Origin of the sequence: Enterococcus sp. CSURQ0835, assembly GCF_902706605.1 — a bacterium.
Lineage (GTDB): Bacteria > Bacillota > Bacilli > Lactobacillales > Enterococcaceae > Enterococcus_A.
Genome location: NZ_CACSLH010000021.1, coordinates 29,504 through 53,008 on the forward strand (window position 1 = coordinate 29,504; position 23,505 = coordinate 53,008).

Annotated in this window: 19 protein-coding genes; 2 read left to right on the forward strand and 17 right to left on the reverse strand. The window is 39.5% G+C overall.

Annotated elements, in window-relative coordinates; genetic code table 11:
• Positions 1–113: 113 nt before the first annotated feature.
• On the forward strand, positions 114–1,604 hold the full coding sequence (locus tag GVJ38_RS09395) for a helix-turn-helix domain-containing protein (RefSeq protein WP_159722896.1): 1,491 nt from the start codon (positions 114–116) through the stop codon (positions 1,602–1,604).
• An 87-nt stretch (positions 1,605–1,691) separates the two neighbouring features.
• Here the strand turns inward: GVJ38_RS09395 and GVJ38_RS14185 are convergent, their stop codons facing one another.
• From GVJ38_RS14185 to pcrA, 8 genes are all read right to left on the reverse strand, one after another.
• A complete protein-coding gene (locus tag GVJ38_RS14185) occupies positions 1,692–1,832 on the reverse strand; it encodes a hypothetical protein (protein ID WP_200849485.1) in 141 nt (46 codons plus the stop codon).
• Positions 1,833–3,200 (reverse strand): 23S rRNA (uracil(1939)-C(5))-methyltransferase RlmD, encoded by a 1,368-nt coding sequence (gene rlmD / locus GVJ38_RS09400; protein ID WP_159722897.1) that lies wholly within the window; start codon positions 3,198–3,200, stop codon positions 1,833–1,835.
• A 276-nt stretch (positions 3,201–3,476) separates the two neighbouring features.
• Entirely contained in the window at positions 3,477–4,487 is a 1,011-nt protein-coding gene (locus GVJ38_RS09405) for a diacylglycerol kinase (protein WP_159722915.1), read from the reverse strand.
• 19 nt (positions 4,488–4,506) lie between these two features.
• Positions 4,507–5,937, reverse strand: coding sequence for an Asp-tRNA(Asn)/Glu-tRNA(Gln) amidotransferase subunit GatB (gene gatB, locus GVJ38_RS09410; protein ID WP_159722898.1), 1,431 nt, complete (start codon positions 5,935–5,937; stop codon positions 4,507–4,509).
• Positions 5,937–7,406 (reverse strand): Asp-tRNA(Asn)/Glu-tRNA(Gln) amidotransferase subunit GatA, encoded by a 1,470-nt coding sequence (gene gatA / locus GVJ38_RS09415; protein ID WP_159722899.1) that lies wholly within the window; start codon positions 7,404–7,406, stop codon positions 5,937–5,939. The genes gatB and gatA overlap by 1 nt, the downstream gene beginning before the upstream one ends.
• Positions 7,406–7,711 (reverse strand): Asp-tRNA(Asn)/Glu-tRNA(Gln) amidotransferase subunit GatC, encoded by a 306-nt coding sequence (gene gatC, locus GVJ38_RS09420; protein WP_159722900.1) that lies wholly within the window; start codon positions 7,709–7,711, stop codon positions 7,406–7,408. Before gatC ends, gatA begins: the two co-directional genes overlap by 1 nt.
• A gap of 172 nt (positions 7,712–7,883) precedes the next feature.
• Positions 7,884–9,908: an NAD-dependent DNA ligase LigA gene (gene ligA, locus GVJ38_RS09425; RefSeq protein ID WP_159722901.1), complete on the reverse strand. Its 2,025-nt coding sequence runs from the start codon at positions 9,906–9,908 to the stop codon at positions 7,884–7,886.
• A gap of 12 nt (positions 9,909–9,920) precedes the next feature.
• The gene (pcrA, locus tag GVJ38_RS09430) at positions 9,921–12,185 is read right to left on the reverse strand and encodes a DNA helicase PcrA (RefSeq protein ID WP_159722902.1); all 2,265 of its coding nucleotides are present in this window, start codon (positions 12,183–12,185) and stop codon (positions 9,921–9,923) included.
• Positions 12,186–12,453: 268 nt separating this feature from the next.
• On the opposite strand from pcrA, the gene GVJ38_RS09435 reads away from it, so the two are divergent.
• Positions 12,454–14,022 (forward strand): ClC family H(+)/Cl(-) exchange transporter, encoded by a 1,569-nt coding sequence (locus tag GVJ38_RS09435; RefSeq protein ID WP_159722903.1) that lies wholly within the window; start codon positions 12,454–12,456, stop codon positions 14,020–14,022.
• Positions 14,023–14,106: 84 nt separating this feature from the next.
• On the opposite strand, the gene GVJ38_RS09440 is transcribed toward GVJ38_RS09435, so the two are convergent.
• The 9 genes from GVJ38_RS09440 to GVJ38_RS09480 all read right to left on the reverse strand — a co-directional run.
• Entirely contained in the window at positions 14,107–15,027 is a 921-nt protein-coding gene (locus GVJ38_RS09440; RefSeq protein ID WP_159722904.1) for an Asp23/Gls24 family envelope stress response protein, read from the reverse strand.
• A gap of 338 nt (positions 15,028–15,365) precedes the next feature.
• Complete coding sequence (locus GVJ38_RS09445; RefSeq protein ID WP_159722905.1) at positions 15,366–15,950, reverse strand: VanZ family protein; 585 nt, start codon at positions 15,948–15,950, stop codon at positions 15,366–15,368.
• Positions 15,951–16,036: 86 nt separating this feature from the next.
• Positions 16,037–17,608, reverse strand: coding sequence for a lipopolysaccharide biosynthesis protein (locus GVJ38_RS09450; protein WP_159722906.1), 1,572 nt, complete (start codon positions 17,606–17,608; stop codon positions 16,037–16,039).
• Positions 17,581–18,549, reverse strand: a complete 969-nt coding sequence (locus tag GVJ38_RS09455) for a glycosyltransferase family 2 protein (protein WP_159722907.1) — start codon at positions 18,547–18,549, stop codon at positions 17,581–17,583. The genes GVJ38_RS09450 and GVJ38_RS09455 overlap by 28 nt, the downstream gene beginning before the upstream one ends.
• A gap of 28 nt (positions 18,550–18,577) precedes the next feature.
• Complete coding sequence (locus GVJ38_RS09460) at positions 18,578–19,456, reverse strand: ATP-grasp fold amidoligase family protein (protein ID WP_159722908.1); 879 nt, start codon at positions 19,454–19,456, stop codon at positions 18,578–18,580.
• Between the two features lie 12 nt (positions 19,457–19,468).
• Entirely contained in the window at positions 19,469–20,635 is a 1,167-nt protein-coding gene (locus GVJ38_RS09465) for a nucleotide sugar dehydrogenase (protein WP_159722909.1), read from the reverse strand.
• Positions 20,636–20,637: 2 nt separating this feature from the next.
• On the reverse strand, positions 20,638–21,513 hold the full coding sequence (locus GVJ38_RS09470) for a glycosyltransferase family A protein (RefSeq protein ID WP_159722910.1): 876 nt from the start codon (positions 21,511–21,513) through the stop codon (positions 20,638–20,640).
• Complete coding sequence (locus GVJ38_RS09475; RefSeq protein WP_159722911.1) at positions 21,510–22,592, reverse strand: glycosyltransferase; 1,083 nt, start codon at positions 22,590–22,592, stop codon at positions 21,510–21,512. The genes GVJ38_RS09470 and GVJ38_RS09475 overlap by 4 nt, the downstream gene beginning before the upstream one ends.
• A 313-nt stretch (positions 22,593–22,905) precedes the next feature.
• The coding region (locus tag GVJ38_RS09480; protein WP_159722912.1) for a hypothetical protein at positions 22,906–23,505 on the reverse strand (600 nt) is incomplete at its 5' end.

A 23,505-nucleotide genomic window follows, 5' to 3' on the forward strand; every position in this document is an offset into this window, starting at 1 on the left:
TTCATTTACTTGCATCTTTCACACTGTTATACTAACATCGAGTTTGACGAGCAACAATTCCACTTTATGTCCAAGCAGAACCAGTTTTTGGAAAAATAGTGAGGAGGGAGCTTATGCTGATCCCAGATTCGAAGCGAAAAGAATTAAATATTTTATTCACCATCATCCACGAAGAAACCCAGTCATTACAGTATTTAGCTCAATTGCAAGCGGTTTCGAAAAGAACTGTCAAAGAAGATTTAGCCAAATTAAATGAGACGGCTGATCAGCTGCTAGGTATCGACTCTTTAATCACAGCGAATCATCGTGGCGATATCACGATTAATAAAAAACATAAAAAACAAGCTTTGCTGTATTTTTATCAAATCAAATTACACTATTTTGAAGATTCACCTAAATTTCGTCTACTCTTACAGTTGATCATTCAATACCAAGTATCAAAAGACGATTTGTTAGACAAGTTATTTATTTCTGATTCGTACCTCTACAAATTAGTTCGACAATTAAATACCGACTTGAAACCTTACGCGATTTTCGTGGCCAACGATCGCGATGGGTATCGTTTAGCCGGCGATGAGATTTCGTTGCGTTTATTTGCCTATGTGATTTTGACCGATACCTATCAAGGGATGAAATGGCCATTTCCGCAATTGAGTTTAGCCGAACTAGAACGCCGAATCCCCAATGACTTGCTGACTCATGCGCACACTCGCTCCAACAATAAGAAACATTATTTGTTCTTACTGTATATGATCATTGAAGTCCGCTTTGAAGGCCAACGCTATTTAATGCCACCTGAAACGCCTGATCTGTCGACTTTTATGGAACAATTCGAAACTAACCTTGATGTCGGCTATTTATTTTATGAAAATTTCTTACCTAAGATCCCGGAAATAGCATTAAAAACCGAGATCACTTTCTTTAATTTTCTAGGCCGGATCTTTGTGGCTGATTTGATCCCCGCTAGTGCGCAACTCACGATGGGGCAAAAACTAATGCGCAGTGAAAATCCCCTCAGTCAACAAATCACGCAAGGGTTGATTCGTTTGCAAAAAGAATTACCCTTACACCTTTCTCGTGAACAGCAAGCCAGCTACACCTACTATTTAGCGATCTTTTATGGTATGTTTTTGATTTTAGGTGAACGGACCGGGACTTATGCTCAATTGATGATCCCGCAACCGAATTTTTATCTAGAAACGGAAACCAAACGCCAGCAGCAGATCACTGCAGTCTTGACTGATTGTTTTAAAACGTCCCAACCCGATCGTGCTCCAGCGTTAGCACAGTTTTTAGCAAGCTTATTGGCTTCGCTTTTACGCAGTAACCGTACTTCAGCTTTGAAGATCTATGTCCATGTCGCCAAAGACTTTACCGCTTCTTACGTGATCAAAGAGCGCTTAGCCGCATTGTTTAATCCTAAGCAGATCGTTGTGACGACTGACTATGAACAAGCGCACTTGATCGTCACGGATAACTTGGAACGCGCTGAAAGTGGCAAGCGGATTTTTTATCTTGATTCGATCAACAATGAAACAGCTTGGCGCAAATTATGTTCTTTGATCAAAGATTTATGCTTGGAACAGTTACAGCAAAGCAATTAAAAAAATATGACATAAAAGCTAAAAAGCGAGCAGCAACCGAATCGGTTACTGCTCGCTTTTGTTAGTCTGACGATTTGAGTCAGCGACTTATTTATTGTAGATCTTTGGCCCTTTACGCATATTTTTGCGATCGTTTTTTGGATCGGCAAAATCTTTGGCCCGGCCGCCACCTTGTTTTTGCTTGATCAGCTCTAACATTTTAGCTTTTTGATCTTTTGCTTCAGTCATTTAATCCACCGCCTTTTTCAGTAGTGCCACGGCTTCCACATGGGTCGTTTGTGGGAAAAGATCCACTGGTTGAATCTTTTCAGTCGTGTAGCCCAATTCTTGATAAAGTTTCAAATCACGCGCTAATGTCGCTGGGTTGCATGAGATATAAATGATTTTTTCCGGGGTAACTTCCACCGAAGCAGTGATAAAACTTTCTGCTAACCCTTTGCGCGGTGGGTCAACGACGATCACATCGGCTTTGATCCCGACTTTGTTCCAGCGTGGCATAACGATCTCCGCTTTGCCGACTTCAAATGTCGCGTTTTCGACGTGGTTGCGTTCCGCATTTTGTTGCGCGTCAGCAACAGCTGATTTCACGACATCCATTCCGTACACATGTTTGACCTGATCCGCTAGTGAAAGCGCGATCGTCCCGATACCGCTATATGCGTCGATCACGACATTCTCTTTCGTCAGCTTCGCAAAATCAATCGCTGTTTGGTATAATTTTTCAGCTTGTTCGGTATTGATCTGATAAAAAGATTCGGCTGAAATTTGGTACGTTTTGCCTAATAATTGATCTTCAATCGTCTCTTTACCAGCTAATTTTTTCGTAACTTTGCCTAAGATGACATTCGTTTTTTCAGGATTGACATTTTGCATCACGGAAACGACTTCCGGTAATGCTTTTTGAATTTCTTTAGCGATCTCTTCGCCTTTGAAGAATTTTTCCGTCCGGGTCACGAGTACGACCATCATCTCATGGGAATAATGTCCTCGTCGCACGATCAAATGACGTAATAAGCCAGTATTATCTACTTCGTTATACGTCTTGAGATTAAAGCGCCGTAAAATATCACGGATCACGATGATCGCCTGATCGATCGCAGGATCTTGGATCAAATAATTTTCGATAGGAAGCAGATCATGGGAATTTTTCCGATAAAAACCGGTCATGATCTCACCGTTGACTCGTCGTACAGGAATTTGGGCTTTGTTCCGATAACCGATCGGATCAGCCATCCCGATCGTAGGCAATACCGGAACGTCGGGCAGTTGCGCGACTTTTTGCATCACTTTTTCAACTTGCGTTTGCTTGAAAGCCAATTGTTTAGCGTACGTCAAATGACTCAACGGCGCAATGCCGCTTCGCAACAAATTTTGATCCGCACTCGGTACTCGATCAGGACTTTCTTTCAATAACTTCAAGACTTTACCATAGCCAAATTTTTTGCCGACTTTCACGACTAAAACTTCCGCTTCTTCACCTGGTAATGCATTTTCGATAAACAACGGGAAACGTTCGATGTGGGCGACCCCTAGACCTTCATAAGTCAAATCATCGATCGTGACCGTTACTGTTTGATTTTTTTCTAATTGCGTCATGTTATTCTCCTTTATCCTACTTGAGTCATTTTAGTCAACTCGAACGAAAAAAGCAAATGCTTTCGCGATCAATGGCGGAAATCTTAAATTCTGACTTACCAAACAGCCAACTATCTTCTCTAAGAAAAGCTGACCGAACCGATCAGCTCGCGAACATTTTATAATCTTTTAGGCTGTAAAAAAATCGCGAGTCCGCCTGATGACGCGACTCGCGATTAAAACCTAAAGACCATGGCAACTTTTTAACTATGAAAAAATTACTTTGGCTTTAGCTGTTTATTCTTCTTCATCTTCATCATTTAAGCGTTCGACTTCTTTAACAAATTCGATCCCGGCTTCTTTTTCTTCTAGTTCAATGCCTAAGATCGCATCATCTGAGATCTCATCGGTGTTGGCGAAAAATTCGATGTGCTGGTGCAGATTTTCAAACCGCATCGGCGCATCGCCACCGTATTCGCCATCTAAATTGATCATCATTTTTTTCTTCGGATCGACTGGTGCTGCTTCTAAAAAGTTCGTTTTGACGTATAAAACGCGCGGATCATTCACGTGTTTACCGCCATTTAAGACAAGCGAGATCAAATGGACGATCTCAAATAGATTGGCCGTCTTCACGACGATCAATGAAAACTTTCCATCGTCTAATTTCGCGTCTGGCACGATCGATTCAAAACCGCCGACTGAATTGGTCAAGCCTAAGAAAAACATCGACGCGTTACCTTCGAATTCACCGCCTTCATATTTCAACCGCATCTTGATCGGTTTGACCCGCGGCAGCATCTCCGCCCCTTTAGCTAAATACGCTAAATAGCCGAAAATACTTTTTAATTCAGAAGGCACATCATAGGTCAGCTCCGTTAAATAACCGCCGGCTGCGATGTTGATGAAATACGTCTCTTGCGCTTTCCCGATATCCATCTTGACTGTTTGCTGCTTTTGGATCACTTGGGCGGCAGCTTTAACGTTACTGCGAGGGATCTTCAACGCGCGGGCATAGTCATTAGTAGTCCCAGCTGGAATAATCGCCATCTTCGGCCGTTTGGCTAATGGCGCGATTCCATTGACAACTTCATTGATGGTCCCATCACCGCCTGCAGCTACGATCAAATCAAAACCGGCTAGCGCCGCCCGTCGTGCTTCATTTTTTGCCGAATCGGGAGCTGGCGTCGTGGCAAAGGCACTGGTTTCAAAACCAGCGCCTTCGATCGCGATCAAAATATCTGCCAAATTATTCTTTAAGATCTCTTTGCCAGAAGTTGGGTTATAGATTAAGCGTGCTTTTTTCACCATCTAGCTCCAGCTCCTTTTAACGTTTCGCTAATTCTGCTTGTAAAAGTTTATTGACGACCCCAGGATTCGCTTTCCCTTTAGTCGCTTTCATGATCTGACCGACTAAGAAGCCGACTGCCCGATCTTTTCCGTTTTTGAAATCATTGACGGATTGTTCATTTTGATCTAAGACATCATTGATCAGTGGCAACAATTGCGCTGGATCAGAAAGTTGAACTAAGCCTTTTTTCTCAACGACTTCTTTAGCGTCGCCGCCATTTGTAATCAATTCACGGAAAACTTTTTTCGCGATCTTCGAGCTGATCGTGCCATCATTGATCAATTTGATCATGCCGGCTAAATTATCCGAAGTCAATTTCGTTTCAGCCAGTTCTAATTTCTCGCTGTTCAAATAAGCAGAAACTTCTCCCATCAACCAGTTAGAAGCTTGTTTTGCATCGGCTCCTTTGGCTAATGTATCTTCAAAGAAATCAGACATTTCTTTACTCAACGTCAAGACCATCGCATCATATTCTGGTAAGCCTAATTCACTTACATAACGCGTCCGACGAGAAGCTGGCAACTCTGGTAAACTGGCGCGCATTTTTTCGACCCATTCATCATCGATCACAAAATGCGGAATATCTGGTTCTGGGAAATAACGATAATCACTTGAACCTTCTTTGACCCGCATCAAGACCGTTTTATTCGTTCCTTCATCATAGCGCCGCGTTTCTTGTTGGATCTCGCCGCCAGATAATAAAACTTTCGTTTGACGTTGGACTTCAAAAGCCAAGCCTTTTTTAACGAAGCTCAATGAGTTCAAGTTTTTCAATTCGGTTTTCGTCCCGAATTTTTCTTGCCCATAAGGACGTAGTGAGATATTGGCATCACACCGCATCGAACCTTCTTCCATCTTCACATCGGAAACACCGGTGAACTGGATGATCGAGCGCAACGCTTCTAAGTAAGCATATGCTTCTTCTGGTGAACGCATGTCTGCTTCTGACACGATCTCGATCAGTGGTGTTCCTTGACGGTTTAGATCGACATATGAATAACCGCCGATACCGTGCATATTTTTCCCAGCATCTTCTTCTAAATGGACGCGTTCGATCCGAATTTTTTTCTTTTTACCGGCAACTTCGATCTCGATCCAGCCGTCATGTCCGATCGGTTCATCAAATTGTGAGATTTGGTAAGCTTTCGGATTATCTGGATAGAAATAGTTTTTACGGTCAAAGTGCATATTTTTCGCGACTTGACAATTTAACGCCAAGGCAGCTTTCATCCCAAATTCAACTGCTGATTCATTCATCACTGGTAACACACCAGGGTAACCCCAGTCGATGATATTGGTGTTCGTATTGGGTTCAGCCCCAAAGTGAGCAGGTGCGGGTGAAAAGATTTTAGAGTTGGTTTTTAACTCAACGTGGACTTCCAGCCCGATGATAGTTTCTAAGTTCATTAGTTATGCCCCCCTAAAATCACAGGTTTCATGTTTGCAAAACCAGTTGCTTGTTCAAACGCATAGGCTGCTTTATACATCGTATTTTCATCAAACCGTTTCCCGATGATTTGCAAGCCGACTGGTAAGCCTTCTGATAAGCCAGCTGGAACAGACATTCCTGGTAGACCCGCTAAGTTGACTGGGATCGTCAAGATGTCGTTCATGTACATCGTAATCGGATCATTGATATTTTCGCCGATTCCAAACGCAACAGTCGGCGTCGTTGGACCAATGATCAAATCATAGTCCGCAAAGATCTGATCAAAGTCTTGCATGATCAAAGTCCGCACTTGGCCAGCTTTTTTGAAGTAGGCATCGTAGTAGCCCGCTGAAAGTGAGAAGGTCCCTAACATGATCCGACGTTTGACTTCATCGCCAAAACCTTCTGTCCGTGAATTGACGTAAACATCTTCTAAGTTTTGCACGTTTTCCGAACGATAACCGTAACGAATCCCGTCAAAACGTTGTAAGTTGGAACTAGCTTCTGATGAGGCGATGATGTAATACACTTCCACCCCGTATTTTGAATGTGGTAAGCTGACTTCTTCAACAGTGGCACCAAGCGCTTTAAAGGTATCGACTGCTTTTAAGATCGCTGCTTTGACGCCTTCATCGACTCCTTCAGCTAAAAATTCTTTTGGCAATCCGATCTTCATGCCTTTGATATTGCCATCTAGTCCTGCCGCAAAATCTGGAACTGGTTGGCCAGCTGACGTGCCGTCTTTTGGATCATACCCGCTGATCGCGTTTAAAGCTAACGCATTATCTTTTACACTACGCGTAAAGGGTCCGATTTGATCCAATGATGAAGCAAATGCGATCAAACCAAAACGTGACACACGACCATACGTTGGTTTCATTCCGACTACTCCATTAAAGGCTGCTGGCTGACGAATACTCCCGCCGGTATCAGAACCTAAAGAAACCGGTACTTGCCCTGCCGCAACGGCTGCAGCCGAACCACCAGATGAACCACCAGGGACTTTGCTGTGATCCCAAGCATTTTTAGTTTTTTTGAAGTAAGACGTTTCCGTTGAACTCCCCATCGCAAATTCATCCATGTTGAGTTTGCCTACTGGGATCATATCAGAACTGTAAACTTTTTCCATGACAGTGGCATCATAGATCGGATTGAAATTTGATAAGATCTTCGAAGCCGCTGTTGTCAGCAAGCCTTTCGTCACGATGTTGTCTTTGATCCCGATCGGAATCCCAGCTAAGACATTAGCTTCATCGATCCCTTTTTCGTCGATTGCTTTAGCGATTGCTTGCGCGTTTGCTTCATTTAATGTAATAAAGGCACCTAATTCGTCTTCGGTGTCTTTGATGCGCGCTAAAATATCCGTTGTCAGATCAGCGGCGGTGATTTCTTTTGAAACTAATAATTCGTGTAACTCTTCGATTGATTTATCGTATAATTTTTCCATTACGCACCCGCCTCTCCGTTGTCGATGATGGCCGGAACTTTAATGAAGCCATCTTCACTTTCTGGAACGTTTTCCATCAATTCTTTTCGTGGCCAACCTGGTGCTGCTTCATCTTTTCGCATCACGTTGACTGCACTGAATACATTCGAGGTAAACGGTACGCCTTCTGTATCGACTTCGCCTAATTGTTCCACCATGTCAATGATCTCGCCTAATTGATCAGTGAAGCCGGCTAATTCATCTTCAGAAAAAGAAAGTTTCGCAAGTTTTGCAACGTGCTTGACTTGATCTTGATTGATTGCCATATTATCCCTACTTTCTACTATTCGTTCGTCGGTTTATTCTATCATATCTCTTTTAGAAATGAATATTTTTCTTGAAATTTTTTGAAAAATGAAACATTTAATTGAGTCGACGAGTGATCTCATTTATAATACTCGTTTTTAAATCGACTCGTCAACTCTCAGTCGTGAATATTTATCCAACTTGACTTGCCGCTAACGCATCGACCATTTGTTGTTCATCCCAAACTGTCACGCCTAACGTTTGCGCCTTCGTCAATTTACTACCGGCATCTTCGCCCGCAATCACGAGATCGGTTTTTTTCGAGACGCTACCGGTAACTTTTCCGCCGAGATTCTCGATTTTTTCTTTGGCTTCTTCTCGCGTATATTGATAAAGTTTGCCCGTCAAGACGATCGTTTTATCTTTGAAAGGAGACTCAACAGTGGCTAATTGACTCGTTCGTAAGCCTTTATAAGTCAAATTGACCCCGGCTGCTGCTAATTCTTGCACGAGTTCATGGACTTCTTCATTTTCAAAATACGTTACGACACTATCGGCAATCACATCGCCTAATGTATTTAAATTGACGATCTCAGCTTTCGTCGCGTGGCTCAAAGTTTCCAGATCACCAAAATGTTCTGCTAAAATCCGCGCCGCTTTTGCACCCACGTGGCGGATGCCTAAACCAAACAAGAGTCGTTCCACCGAATTTCCACGGCTAGCATCGATCGCTTGTAAAATATTTTCTGCTGCTTTGTCTTTGATCTTATCTAAGGTCAACAGTTGATCTTTGGTCAATTTATAGAGATCCGCCACATCGGCCACCAAGTGCTTGTCATACATTTGTGCTAAGACTCGTGGACCAAGACCGTCGATATTCATCGCGTTACGTGAAACGAAATGATTCAAACCTTCTTTGATCTGGGCAGGACATTTTGGATTGATGCAGCGCAATGCTACCTCTTCATCTAAATGGACCAGCTCGCTGTCACAAACAGGGCAATGAGTCGGGATCGGATACGGCGTGCTGTCTTTTGGCCGCGCGTCTAATACGACTTGCGCTACTTCGGGAATGATGTCACCGGCTTTATATACTAACACCGTATCCCCTAGCCGAATATCTTTGGCTTCGATGTAATCACTGTTGTGGAGACTCGCCCGACTAACTGTCGTCCCCGCTAAACGAACCGGTTCCATGATCGCTGTTGGAGTCACGACGCCAGTGCGGCCGATCGTCCATTCGATCTCCACTAAACGCGTCTGCACTTCTTCCGGCGGAAATTTATACGCCGTCGCCCAGCGTGGAGCTTTCACGGTAAAACCTAATTCGTCCTGTAAATCAAACTGATTGACTTTCACTACGATGCCGTCGATCTCATAATCCAACTGCGCTCGTTTTTCATGAAATGCTTCGATGTAGGCCCACACTTCATCGATCGTGTGACACACTTTGCGTTCAGCGTTGGTTTTAAAACCTAAACGTGCTAGCTCAGTCAATGCTTGATCTTGCGTCTGGGCTTCTAAAGGACCAAAATCAGCTAATGTGTATAAAAACGTGCTGAGATTACGTTTGGCAGTGATCTTTGAATCTAATTGACGCAAACTGCCAGCTGCCGCATTCCGAGGATTTGCAAAAACAGCTTGTCCCTCAGCTTCTCGTTTTTGATTCAACGCGACAAATGATTTTTTCGGCATGTAGCACTCGCCTCGCACTTCGATCGTTAAAGGTTCCGTTAATGTCAACGGGATCGATTTGACGGTCTTGAGGTTTTCGGTGATATTTTCACCGACTGTTCCGTCACCGCGGGTTGCCCCTTGAACGAAGCGGCCGTTCTCATACTTCAATGAAATCGACAATCCATCGATTTTCAACTCACAACAATAAGTGACTTGTTCGCCGACACTTTTTTTGACCCGCTGATCAAATGCGACTAACTCTTCACGGCTGAACACGTCATTCAAACTATACAGCGGAATATCATGGGTGACTTTTTCAAACCCCGCCAGCACTTTGCCGCCAACTCGTTGCGTCGGTGAATCGCTAGTGATCAGATCGGGATACGCTTCTTCTAGCTCCACTAGCTCTTGGTACAATTTATCATAGACATAATCTTCAACACTCGGCTGATCTTTCACATAATATTCATACGCATATTGATTCAGCTGGGCCCGTAATTGTGCGACCCGGCTTTCTGCTTGCTGTAAAGATTCCTCCATTGCCTGAACCTCCTAGACTTTTTCGATCGGTGCAAAAGCCGCCAACAATCGTTTGACTCCTTGACCGGGAAAGGCGATATCTAACTCAATGTCTTGCCCTGTTCCTGAAACCGAAACTACCGTACCGATGCCCCATTTTTTATGTTGCGCTTTGTCACCTGTCCGCCAAGCCGTCTTTTCACCACCGGTCGCCGTTTTAGCAGTTACCGGTGGCCGCGTCGCTTGAGCGTAACGCTGTTCTTTACGCGTCATCGGTTGCGTCGTTTGGCTAGTTGATTGAGTTGTCCGCGTTGCAAACGGCGAATTTTTTTGCGGCTGCATACCTGTTGGCGCCAATAACTCGTCATCGATCTCTTCAATAAAACGCGACGGCTGATTGTATTGGGTCTTCCCATAAAGCGTGCGGGAAAAGGCGTTCGTCAAATACAACTCTTCTTCGGCCCGAGTGATCCCCACATAAGCTAGCCGCCGTTCCTCTTCTAATTCAGCTTCTTCCATCAACGCGCGCGACAATGGGAAGAGATTTTCTTCCATCCCGACTAAAAAGACGACTGGAAATTCCAACCCTTTAGCTGCGTGAAGGGTCATCAACGTGACTTGCGCGCTCGTTTCTTGGTAATCATCCAAATCAGAAACCAATGCCAAATCATTTAAAAAGATCGCCAATTTTTCTTCTGGTGCCGCTTCTTCGTCTTGATTTTCAAACCGCTTGTCAAACTCTTGGGTAACGGAACGAAATTCTTCTAAGTTTTCCAGCCGTGATTCGGCTTCGATCGTCCGCTGATTTTTTAGATCTTGCAAATAACCACTTTTTTCTAAGACTTGATCCACTAATTCCGTCACTGACAAATACGGGATCATCTCTTGAAAATGTCCGATCATCATACCAAATTCCCCTAGCTGTTTGCCAGCTTTCCCGGAAATATTAGCTAAGTCAACATTTTCAGCCGCTTCTGTCATCGACCAATCATGCAGTTGCGCAAATGCCCGCAATTTTTCGACTGAGGCCGCACCGATTCCGCGTTTTGGAACATTGACGATCCGTTCAAAACTGACACCGTCCCGCGGATTATTGATGATATTCAAATAAGCGATGATGTCTTTGATCTCTTTTCGATCGTAGAACTTATGCCCGCCCACCATCGTATACGGAATATTCGATTTCACCAACGTATCTTCCACCATCCGCGATTGCGCATTCGTTCGATACAACACCGCAAAATCATTGAAGCTCCGATTTTTCTCATGGATCTCTTGTTGGATCACAGAAACGATAAACTGCGCCTCGGAACGTTCACTATCGCCGCGATAATACGTGATCTGCTTACCGTCAGTATTTTCCGTCCACAAATCTTTCGGCCGCCGATTGCTGTTGTTTTGGATCACTTGGTTTGCCGCCGCTAAGATTTTTTTCGTCGAACGATAATTTTGTTCTAACAAGATCACACTGGCATCGGGATAATCTTTTTCAAAATCTAAAATATTTTGCATATCCGCCCCGCGCCAACCATAAATACTTTGGTCCGCATCCCCTACGACACAGAGATTTTTAAACCGCGCCGCCAACAAATTGACTAACGTGTACTGGGCATGGTTCGTATCTTGGTACTCATCCACATGCAAATAATGAAATTTATTTTGGTAATAAGCTAACACTTCTGGCCGCTCAGAAAACAACCGGATCGTGTTCATGATCAAATCATCAAAATCCATACTTTGATTGTTTCGTAACGCTTTTTGATACGCATCATAACATTGTGCGGTCAACTGTTGGAAATAATCGCCTTGCAACTGCGCATAATCTTCCGGTGTCTGCAATTCATTTTTCGCATTGCTGATGTTGCCTAAGATCGCCCGGGGATTAAATTTTTTCGGATCGATATTCAGCTCTTTTAAGATCCGTTTCATCAAGGTCAACTGATCAGAACTATCTAAAATCGTAAAATTCCGATCATACCCAATTGCATCGACATCTCGCCGTAAGATCCGGACACACATCGAGTGAAACGTCGAGACCCAAACATCTTCACCGCCTTGACCTAAGATTCCATTGACCCGCTCTTTCATCTCGCGCGCGGCTTTATTCGTAAAGGTAATCGCTAAAATATTCCAAGGATTGACTTCTTTTTCTTCTATTAAATAAGCGATCCGGTGCGTCAAGACCCGCGTCTTTCCACTACCGGCTCCGGCCATGATAAGAAGTGGCCCTTCTGTATGTAACACTGCTTCTTGTTGTTTCGGATTTAATCCTTCGAGCAATTCTTGCTTGCGTGGCATGCAAAACGTCCTTTCATTTTTCGATCTTTCCTATTATAGCATCTCGCACGCGTTTGAACAGCCGAACAGCCAAAAATCCAAAGCGGTTTTTCCAAACGATCTTCAAACTTTTCTCGCTGCCAGTTTTGAATACCTTAAACTAATTCACCGGCTGACAAAGGACTGATTTCCCCTAGAAAAAAACTCGGCTTTTTCCATAAAAAAGTTCCCCAGCTTACCATTTTCGTGCTACATTATGTTAGTTGAAACCTTTTTTGGAGGCCAGGAAATGAAAAAAAAGAACCATGAGATCACCCGTTTGGATGATACGAAATTGATTTTTATTTTAAAAGGATTACTGATCGGTTTGTTATCTGGTACAGTCGTCAGTTTTTTTCGTTTAGCGATCGAAAAACTGATGGCCCAAACAGTTAAATTTTATCAGTGGTCCCACACTCACCCCAGTTATTTACTATTATGGGCAGTGCTCATGACTGTCATTGCTGTCATCTTAGCCCAACTGATCAAATCAGATCCAGACATCAAAGGCAGCGGGATCCCACAAGTCGAAGGCCAACTTCAAGGCGAGATCCACCAACGTTGGTTTTCCGTCTTATGGAAAAAATTCGTCGGTGGTGTCTTAGGAGTCGGCGCTGGTCTATTTTTAGGACGAGAAGGCCCCTCGATCCAACTGGGCGCGATGGTCGCACAAGGCTTTAGCGAAAAAACTCGCGCCAGTACTTCTGAAAGCAAGATCTTCTTATCCAGTGGCGCGGCCGCCGGGTTAGCCGCAGCTTTCAATGCACCAATCGCCGGCTTGATGTTTGTGATCGAAGAAGTCCACCACACCTTTTCTCCTTTGATGTGGCTGACCTCACTGACAGCGGCGATCGCGTCAAACCTCGTCTCACTGAATTTTTTCGGTTTGCGTCCTGTCTTATATGTCGAAAACGTTCCACAATTGCCATTGCATTTGTATGCCCCACTCGTTTTATTAGGTGTGATCTTGGGCATCTTAGGCTATGTCTATCAGGCCACCTTGCTTTCACTGCCTTATTGGTTTAGTAAAACAAAACTGCCAACCAATTTTTATTGCATCATTCCTTTTTTATTGATCATTCCGGTTGGCTACTTTTTCCCCCATTACTTAGGCGGTGGGAACCAGATCGTGATTGCATTAGGTCATGAATACTTTCCGTTTACCTTTTTGTGCGTGATCTTTTTACTGCGTTTTATTTTTTCGATGGTCTCATACGGCTCCAACTTACCTGGCGGGATCTTTTTACCGATCTTGACTTTAGGTGCGTTGATCGGCGCGATCTACGGGACGGCTTTACAACAACTGTTCGGCATGGACCCGATCTTTATCCGCGACTTTGCGATTTTTGCGATGGCTGGCTATTTCACCGCCATCGGAAAAGCCCCATTGACTGCGATCTTACTGGTCACTGAAATGGTGGGCAACATCACTCATTTGATGCCGTTAGCGGTCGTCTCGTTAGTCGCTTATGTCGTCAATGATATCTTAGGTGGCAATCCGATCTACGAATCACTGCTAGAACGACTGTTGAAACACAAAACTGTCACCATCAGCGGCAAAAAAACGATCATCGAATATCCCGTGACCGTCGAAAGTAATCTCGACAACGTGATGGTCCGCGATTTCAATTGGCCCAAAGAAATGATCCTCGTCTCATTGCGCCGCGGCACCAATGAGATCATCACCCACGGCGACACGGTCATGAAAGCCGGCGACATCTTGCAGATCTTGACCGATGAAGGCAGTGAGCGTACGATCCGTCAAAAGATCGGCCAAAAAGACAATGCTCCTACGGTGATGAAACAAGATAAAAAATAAACAACGAAAAAGCTATGAAAACGCGTTGCATTGCGATTTTCATAGCTTTTTACTTTGCCCTTTAACTAACTTCAGCACATCACTTTAATCAGCGGAACTCATTTCCTCTTCTACGACTTGGTCCAACACATCAGTCGTTTCCAAATTAACCGTTTCTAACACCACTTGTGACGGTTCCCTTGAAAAATCTGGGGTATTGTCACATTCTGTGGTCTCAGCATCACTTTCTTCTTTTGTTGCCTCTGCTCTTGGCTCTTCTTTTTTCGTTTCAGCTTTTGTAGTAGTTGGCTTTTTAGCTGATACTTCTGACTTAGCCGACTCTTTTTTAGCTGACTCCGTGTCGTCGCTACCTGCAATTTTTTCTTTTGCTGGCTGGTCAGCTTCCTCAGTTGAACGTTCTTCGACTTCTTTTGCTGAAGCGGTAGTCAATTCTTTTTTAGCATCGACCTGTGAGTCTTTTTCAGCCTCGTTTTCTGAATTTTTAACAGACTCCATTTCTGAATCTTTAGCAGCTTGATCGTCTGAAGACTCGCTTGAATCTTCAGTTGAAGCTGATTCGGAATGTGCTTTAGTTGATTCCTGGCTTTCTTCTGCTTCTTTTTCTTCTGCCGCGGCTTTTTCTTCTTCCGTCAAAATATCAACAATATTCAAATTGACTTCGACTACCTCAAGCCCGGTCATTTTTTTGACTTCCGTATACATGAGCTCGCGCAATTCGTCGGCCATCTTCGGCACATCCGTCCCATAATCGATGGCGATGTCTAGATCGGCCGCCACTTCTTTTTCTCCGACCTCGGTGTCGATCCCGCTGGTTGCTGCCTGTTCATCGCTGACTTTTTCAGCCACTTTGGCAAATAGACTGTCTGAAATATTCAACAGACCTTCCACTTGCTCGATCGTTTCTTTGATGATCTTTTGGACCACTTGATCACTGATCGTTACGCTTCCTTCGACCGCTGATTCAGTGGTCGCCGCCTGCTGCTGGTTTGCTGTGTTTTCTTCCATCTGAATTCCTCCTAGTCTTTACGTGCGTTTGATTCTTTCCGAGCGGTCAGCCATTCACTTGACTCACTTGACCACTTGATTGGACAGTTTAATCTGCCCCTCTGCTTTTGATGATACGGGGAATCACGTACATTTCGCAACTATTCCGCTTAAGATCCTATTTATTTTATAAATAATGAATAAACAAAGCGTTTCATTTGAAAGCTATTTCATTTTATGTTAAACAAACGAGGCGCTCGACGACGTTTGAACTTTAAAAATAATTCTGTTTTCTCGTAGCACGCCTGTAACAAAAAAAAGCGGCTCACACCACTTTAGAATTTCGCGCAATTGTTCAGTTAACTTTTGATTTGAAAATGACGCAAGCCATATCCGCCGAGAAAATACCCAAGCCAACAACCACAAAAATTTAACAAAATATCACTCAACGCAAACGTCCCCAAATAAAAAACATACTGAATCGTCTCGATGCCTAAAATCGTCAAAAGCGCGATCACCACGAACTGCTTTTTACTTGCATGCAGGCGATACAAGATGCCCAACGGTAAAAAATAAATGATATTCAAGCCAGCTTCCATCAATATTTTCGCATCCCAACGAATAAAATCAAATAACGCAGACGTAAACGTATGATACGTGGCCGCCTTCGTAAACAAAACGACAAACAATAAAAACAAATACACACTGAACACCAAATACATATACACCGCTGAGATCTTCCGAGCTTGCCACTGCAAAACAAACAGCCAAATAGTCAATCCCAAAAATAAAATCAGCACTTCATCCGTATAATAAAAACGTTCCATCATCCGACTCAACCGCAAATAATGATCCAATGTCGGCAACGCGATTTTTTCAATGATCACAAAGGCAGCCGCAAAAGAGATAAACAAGTTGATCGTGCTCATAAAAAATTTCTTCATCGACTCCCACCTTTCTCAGAAAAAAGTATCACCGCGAAGGCGATGATACTTTTAGGGTTTGTTAGACACTGAGTAGCTTACATCTATTAAATCATTTCTTTCCCATAAAATCGTTGAATTTTTTTTGCATATTCAGGTATTTTTAAAATCTTTATTAGCTTGGAAAATTCTTTTGTTCTGCTAAAGAACAAAAGAAAGATTACTAATGATAAAGCTGAGCTTACGCCCAAACGCCATATCAATAGCAAATAAGAAGAGAAGGACACATTTACTTCAATTAAGGCTAGCAAACCAAAATTTACTAAAATCGCGCTTAACAAATAAAACATTTGAACTAGATAATTTCTAAATCGATCTCCCAACTCTTTAGTCACCACTAAGTATGGCTCATACCAAGAAACTGTTAGCAAACTTGAACAAATAGTACCTAATAATACTCCAGCTACTTGTAAATCAGTAAATTTGATAAATAGAAAAGAAAAAACTATATTAGTAACTGACTCAACGATGGGTTTCCACCGCTGTTTCCAAGCTAAGCCATGAGAGCTAATAAAAACTAGTGGTGTTCCTCGAAACCCCTGAATAAAATAATTGATGACAATCACCGTTAAAGTAAGGCGGCTGACTTGGTAACTACTTCCTACCCAAATAGAGATGAACGGATTAATACACGCAGCAAAAATTATTCCTGAGAAATAAACTAATGAATTATTTACAAAGTTATGCAAGTAAAAAAGTTCTCTATTTTTAGCAACTGACTCCTCAACCGCCGCATTACCTAAACCAGATGTCACGGAAGTAATCGCACTGTTAATAACCATCTGAAGACTATTTAAGATCATCACATAGTTTGAATAAACCCCTACCGCAGTTACACTGACAAAACGAGCGATAATCAAATTATCAGAGGATTTAACTATGATCGTTCCAACCTTGTTAGCAACATTTCCTACTGTTAAATGCTTCATCTCAGATATTTCTTTAGTATTGATGGGAACTAAATCAGAGTTCCAAACTATCGAATACATAGTATGTACTCTTTTAGAAATAATAATATTAAATACAAAATTGACTATTATCGCAACTACCAAATAATACATGAAGCTTTTCGTTAAAACTAAAATCCCTACTTGCAAAATGGAAATTACTATATTAGCAATTAAAGTATACGATGTATTGATATAATTTTTTTGATCCGCCATTAACAATGATCGATTATACGTGAAAAAGTAAGAGGAAACTGAATTCAATAAAAATAAGCCATAAATCATTTGTATTCTGAACATTGGAATAGACATGGCCTGATCAATAAAAAATTTCATAAAAGGCAGAAAGCTGATTCCTAAAATAAACACTAACACTGCTATAATTCGATATGTCTTTTGATAAAGCCTCATTAATGACTTTACTGTCCCCCACTGCTTCTTTGCCAGAGGTTTATATAATGAATAAGTTATCGTGGGTCCAATCCCCAATTCAACTAAAGAAAGAAAAGAAAGAACACTAGTAAACAACCCATTGATACCTAGATATTCTTTACCTAAATAATAGATAAAAAACGTTCTCGAAATATAAGTCACTAAAATTTGTAAAACAGTCGCGATTGTAGAAGTAGCTGAATTTTTTAAAGCTAACTTTGTTCTGTTTTGTTGTGCCATGCTACACCTCTAACTGAATAAAGCATATTTTTTACAATTTGTTTTAACTTGAATTTTTTATCTATTATTTTAGTTTCACTCATATTTTTTCTATAAAGTTCACTAGCCATTTGATTGCATGCAGCAATTTGTCCTTTGTATTTCATTTTAAAGTAGTGATTAAATTCTGTTGAAAATTCATTTCCATATTTAGTATAAAACAGATCAAATTGATCAATAATAATGTTTCTTGAACGATAGCGTTCTAAAATATGTAAATGACTTGTTGTGGTCATAATTGAATTATCACGCAACCGATGATAATAACCAACTTCATTGATATACATCACTTTTTCCACATGAAAGAATAGGTGCATTAAAAATAAATCATCTTCATGCAAAATTCCAGGATAAAACAAAAGATCACACCTATCAAGTAAGGACTTCCTAATTAAGCAAGATGTAACCACAGTTGGCAGATTATATTCGCATTCTTCGAAAAATTTATTTTTAGTATACAACTTTTCTGCTATCAATTTAGTAAAACGTTTGTTAGTTTTGGATCTTTCAATTGATTTACTATACCTACTATTATCAGTAAAAGAGTTCATATCAAAAAATATCATATCTGCTTTTTGAAGAGCAGAAGTCTTAATAGTTTGGGATAAGAAATCTCTCCCCATATAATCATCTGAATCCAGGAAAAAAATAAACTCACCTGTAGCACATTTTAGACCCTTGTTTCTAGCAACAGATGGTCCTTGATTCAGTTGAAGTATATAAACTAAGTTATTATACTTCTTATCATATTCTTTAATTATTTTTGCAGTATTATCAGTACTGCCATCATCTATTACAATACACTCAATATTTTTATAAGTTTGATTAAATACACTTTCTAAACATTCCGCTATATAATTTTCTACATTATATGCGGGAATTATGATAGATACTTTTTCCATAAATCATTCACCACCTATTTCTATGCTTTTAAGACTTTTTGTTTCTCAGTGGGTTCGGTAACGTTAGCCATTCTCCCATCACGTTTTGAGCTGTATCGGTAAAAGTATCTAAAAATCCTGATGCAGGTGAAAAAGTTAATTCCCCTAAAACAACTCGATCAATACATTGGAAAAAATCTACTCGTACGAAGGGAAACTCTTTTGCAACTTTATTACAAACATCAACCATTTCTTCTAATTGATCAGGCCGTTTAGGAATACTGTCCATTTTACTTTTATCATTATCAAATTTCATATCTTTCCAGTCATTATCTAGACAGATTCCTTTATTTTCTTTTGTTACTTTGTCAGAAAAACTAAGCACCTTACAAAATTTAGGCTCTCCATTAAAACAATAAAAACTATAATCTAAGTTTCGACTATCAAATACTAACATTTCTTCAGCTATGATTTTAGGTTTCATTTTAGAATATTGTAGTTCATAGCTATTGAAACCAAAATCTTGTTTATAAAAGCGTTCAACCTCATTGATTGCTTTACTCATATTAAATATTTTTTTGTCTCCACAAAAAATATTAGTTCCACTAGCATTATTTGTCTTTAATACAAACTTTTCTGGTAAAGATGAAAGATTAATTTCATCGGGAGAATCCCAAGCCTTTAATAGTCTATTACTATATTGGCTTAATCCTTCTTTCTCTAAGTAGTTATAAAAACGATATTTATCTGCACATTCAATGATTCTCTCATTATAAGGATTGTAGTAGTATTTTAACCATTGTATTTTCTCGTTAAAAGTTTTTGGATTTTTTAGATTTAATTTCTTTCCAGTAGTTCGATAATAAAGTAACTGGAGTGTACTTTTAGGCATAGTACGAAACATTATATTTTTTATTTGTTTTTTCATTTTGTTAATCCTCTAATCTCTCCCAAAGATATCTCTCGTATAAATTTTTTCTTCTATATCTGCTAACTCTTCTTCAAAGCGATTAGATACAATCACATCACACATATTTTTAAAATCAGCAAGATTTCTAACTACCGGTGAATTGAAAAAATCAGCTGCTTCTAAAGTTGGTTCAAATACCACAACTGGAATCCCTTTTGCTTTGATTCGTTTCATGACGCCTTGCACAGATGAATAACGGAAATTATCAGAATTTGCCTTCATAGTCAGACGATAAATTCCAACGATTCGTGGTTTTCTAGCAATAATCTGCTCAGCAATAAAATCTTTTCGCGTCGTATTAGAATCCACGATCGCGCCAATAATATTACTAGGTACTTCAGCATAATTTGCTCGTAATTGCTTCGTGTCTTTTGGTAAACAGTACCCACCATAACCGAATGATGGATTGTTATAATGTGATCCCACTCGAGGATCAAGACAGACACCTTCAATGATTTGTCTACTATCTAGGTGGCGAGATTCCGCATATGTATCTAGTTCGTTAAAGTACGCCACTCGAGCAGCTAAATACGTATTTGAAAACAACTTGATCGCTTCAGCTTCAGTTGAGTTCGTCAATAAAACTGGTGTGTCTTGATCAAGCGTATTTGCTTTAAACATATCTGCCAATTGCTGACCACGTTCTGAAACTTCACCAATTACAATCCTAGAAGGATGCAAGTTATCATACAGTGCGCGTCCTTCTCTTAGAAACTCAGGCGAGAAAATAATATTTTCAGTTTTAAATTTAGCTTTTACTTCAAGGGTATACCCTACTGGAACAGTTGATTTGATGACAAATGTAGCATTGGGACGAATCGCCAGCGCTTTTTCAATTACATCCTCAACCGTCGATGTGTCAAAATAATTTTTCTTTTCATCATAATCGGTTGGCGTAGCAATGATCAAATAGTCGCCGAACTTTACTGCTGCTTCAAAATCACTCGTAAACTCTACTTTTAAATCTTTTCGATCCATAAATTCATGGATTTCTTTATCTTCTAAAGGTGATTGTCCCTTTTGAAGCAAACTAACTTTTTCCTCAACGATATCATAAGCCATTACTTGCTCTTTTTGAGCTAATAGTAAGGCATTAGCAAGACCAACATAACCTAAGCCGAATATTGAAATTTTCATAATTATCCTCTCAATCTAAAAAGTCCTAGTCCATTTTTTTTCAATATTATATATGAAGTAAACACATTTAAAATACTTACATTAAACATTCTAGAGTCTTTTAGAATCCATTTTTTCGAGCTCCATCCCGTCATTTTTTGTTCCGTATAGTTAAGATGTTCACACACATAGCGAGAAGCTTTTGCCAAACTTTCTGTACGTATCTTATAGTCCTCACTGCTCTTTCCTGCCGTTAAACTCGAATTAGATTTAGTTATGCAATAAATAACTCTATCGGATCCTTCTATTTCATTTGCTAAAATTCCTGCTTTAACTGAAAAATATATGTCATTTGATACCCGTACATTATCGAACACTATTTCATTTAATAAAATAAACTTTCTGTTGATCATTTTCCCCCATGGAGTAACCCATCTTGTTCTCAAGGCTAATTCACATGAGATAGATTTCGCAAGAATGTAATTGCTTAGTAGATGATTAACATGAACATGTCTATCTGCAACTTGAGTACTATTTTCATAACAACTATGACAATGGAAATAAATAATATCAGCAGAACTGTTTTTATATAACGAGATTGATTCATAATAATCCTTCAAAAAAAAGTCATCTGCATCTGCAAAAATAATCCATTTCCCTTTTGATAATTTCAAACCTTCATTTCTTGCGGCTCCTGCCCCTTTATTTGGATTTATAAAAAAGCTAATATTTTCAAATTTTTCAATATATTTAAGTAAGATATCTATATTGACGGTACTCTGATCATCCACAATAATAACTTCAACATCTTTATGAGTTTTAAGTTTCAATGTTTTTAATAATCTCACTGTTTTTTTGGGACTATTAAAAGTCGGGACTATAATACTAAAGTTGATCATTCATAACTCCTCATATCGTATAATTTTTTTAGCTTTTTTCCTAATTTGTCGCCTATTCTATTACTTTCAAACTTTTTTGCAGTTTTTAATGCTTCAAACTTCATCTGTTTCCTTGTCTCTTCGCTTTGACTTCCAAATTTGATTAAACATTTTGTTAAATGTACATAATCTCCAGTTTCAAATAAATAGCCATTTACTCCATCCTCAATATAAGATGCAATTCCTTCGTTATCTGCCCCGATAACAGGACAAGCACAGGCCATTGCTTCTATTCCCAGTAAGCCTAAACTTTCTTGTCGACTTGGAAAAACAAAAACATCTATCTTATTAAATATTTTACTCAGTTCTGTCTGCTTCATTGCTGAATAAGTATCAATTTTGAATTTTTCCCTCAAATGACTTATTTTTTCCATCATAAGCTTTTTTTCGCTTCCTGATCCAATAATAATAAATTCAAATTTTTTTGAGTCTAGTTTAGTGATTGCTTTTAAAAACGTTCTCCACTCTTTACTTTTTTCAATTCTACTTATGAACGCAACTGTTGAAATTCTGGTCTTTTTTCTTAATCCATTTGAAAAGAATATATCAGTATTTACTCCACCAGACGGAGAAATAAATATTTTTTTAGAGGTAATACTAAATCTATCTTCTAATACTGATTTATAATAATTCGATGGTACAACTATTAAATCTGATTTCTTTAAGGATTTTCTTACAACTGGAAGAAATAGACGTTGTTTAAGAGAAGTTGGTAATATATCTGTGCCATGAACATTTAAGATTAATAAATTTTTTTTTCTAGCGAAAAGTAAAGGTACGGATGAATGAGATATATAATGAACGTAAGTTATATCGTAATTGTAGATTTGCTCTTTTTTCCACACATTAAAATAAAAAAATAAATACCTGTTTATCTTTTTGAAGAAATTTCCTTTTTTATTATTTATTACTGACAAATCAATTATGAATCCATTTTTCTTCAATTGATCACATGAACTTTTTACGAAAGTACCAAACGTAGGAGCCTCCCTAGACGGATACATATTAGATACTACATGTAATTTTAATTTATTTACCATGAATTAATCTACTCCAATTTTTTTACATAGTTTCTTCTAACTATAACGAATATAGTAACTTTTTTGTAACTGATGATTTCTCACCATTGATTGTATCTATCCCCATTTTTATTCCCCTAAGAATAATTATCCTACCCCTAATCAAAATATTATTTTCAAAAAATCTCATCTAAACTTTGAAGCTCTAATATTTCTAAAATTATCATTAGATAATCGCCTATGTGCATATATCTCTGTACTTTAGATTTCATTCCTTCTCTGGTATTGTTGCTCGAATTGAATATTATTTTTGGAAAGAAAAAAATATTCAATTTTATAATCCATATAAAAATTTATTTTTATTTACATCATTTTCCTTTCTTTCTCTCAAACATCCCAAGCCAATTAGCAGAGCAATTAATGTTGATGAAATAATATCTACAAAAACATGTCCTCCAAATATACTAAATAGCTCACCGATTAGAACCATAGCTAAACAAAAATATCTCCACTTATTTTCCTGATTTATAGTTAGCTTGAATACTCCTTTTTGAACAATACCATAAGAAAGAAATACGCCTGGTATTCCAGTAGTAAACCATATATCAAAGATATCCATCTCTGCTATGTGTTTAGTTTGTTTTAATAGCTCTGAAATGCCAATTCCAAATAAGTAACCGGATATATTAACTTTCTCCAACCAGAAGATAATTATCTTCTTCAAAAAGATAAATCTTCCAGAATTAATATAGTTTCCAAATCCAGAATTATTTCTAACTTGATATTTTTGTCTTTCTATAAAAGGATTTAAAATCACAGTGAACCATTGTATTACCTCTTTTGAAAAATAGTATGTAAACACTAATATCAGTATACTGATAATGACAAGAATAACTAATGAAAGAATATTTTTATTTGTTGTTCTAACTAGAGA

What these genes read in the sequence shown, in the direction of transcription:
- gatC (WP_159722900.1), bottom strand. Translation starts at nt 7,711, where the DNA reads ATGGCAATCAATCAAGATCAAGTCAAGCACGTTGCAAAACTTGCGAAA.
- GVJ38_RS09445 (WP_159722905.1), bottom strand. Translation starts at nt 15,950, where the DNA reads ATGAAGAAATTTTTTATGAGCACGATCAACTTGTTTATCTCTTTTGCG.
- gatB (WP_159722898.1), bottom strand. Translation starts at nt 5,937, where the DNA reads ATGAACTTAGAAACTATCATCGGGCTGGAAGTCCACGTTGAGTTAAAA.
- GVJ38_RS14185 (WP_200849485.1), bottom strand. Translation starts at nt 1,832, where the DNA reads ATGACTGAAGCAAAAGATCAAAAAGCTAAAATGTTAGAGCTGATCAAG.
- pcrA (WP_159722902.1), bottom strand. Translation starts at nt 12,185, where the DNA reads ATGCCACGCAAGCAAGAATTGCTCGAAGGATTAAATCCGAAACAACAA.
- gatA (WP_159722899.1), bottom strand. Translation starts at nt 7,406, where the DNA reads ATGGAAAAATTATACGATAAATCAATCGAAGAGTTACACGAATTATTA.
- GVJ38_RS09450 (WP_159722906.1), bottom strand. Translation starts at nt 17,608, where the DNA reads ATGGCACAACAAAACAGAACAAAGTTAGCTTTAAAAAATTCAGCTACT.
- GVJ38_RS09475 (WP_159722911.1), bottom strand. Translation starts at nt 22,592, where the DNA reads ATGGTAAATAAATTAAAATTACATGTAGTATCTAATATGTATCCGTCT.
- GVJ38_RS09395 (WP_159722896.1), top strand. Translation starts at nt 114, where the DNA reads ATGCTGATCCCAGATTCGAAGCGAAAAGAATTAAATATTTTATTCACC.
- GVJ38_RS09440 (WP_159722904.1), bottom strand. Translation starts at nt 15,027, where the DNA reads ATGGAAGAAAACACAGCAAACCAGCAGCAGGCGGCGACCACTGAATCA.
- GVJ38_RS09465 (WP_159722909.1), bottom strand. Translation starts at nt 20,635, where the DNA reads ATGAAAATTTCAATATTCGGCTTAGGTTATGTTGGTCTTGCTAATGCC.
- GVJ38_RS09435 (WP_159722903.1), top strand. Translation starts at nt 12,454, where the DNA reads ATGAAAAAAAAGAACCATGAGATCACCCGTTTGGATGATACGAAATTG.
- ligA (WP_159722901.1), bottom strand. Translation starts at nt 9,908, where the DNA reads ATGGAGGAATCTTTACAGCAAGCAGAAAGCCGGGTCGCACAATTACGG.
- rlmD (WP_159722897.1), bottom strand. Translation starts at nt 3,200, where the DNA reads ATGACGCAATTAGAAAAAAATCAAACAGTAACGGTCACGATCGATGAT.
- GVJ38_RS09470 (WP_159722910.1), bottom strand. Translation starts at nt 21,513, where the DNA reads ATGATCAACTTTAGTATTATAGTCCCGACTTTTAATAGTCCCAAAAAA.
- GVJ38_RS09460 (WP_159722908.1), bottom strand. Translation starts at nt 19,456, where the DNA reads ATGAAAAAACAAATAAAAAATATAATGTTTCGTACTATGCCTAAAAGT.
- GVJ38_RS09455 (WP_159722907.1), bottom strand. Translation starts at nt 18,549, where the DNA reads ATGGAAAAAGTATCTATCATAATTCCCGCATATAATGTAGAAAATTAT.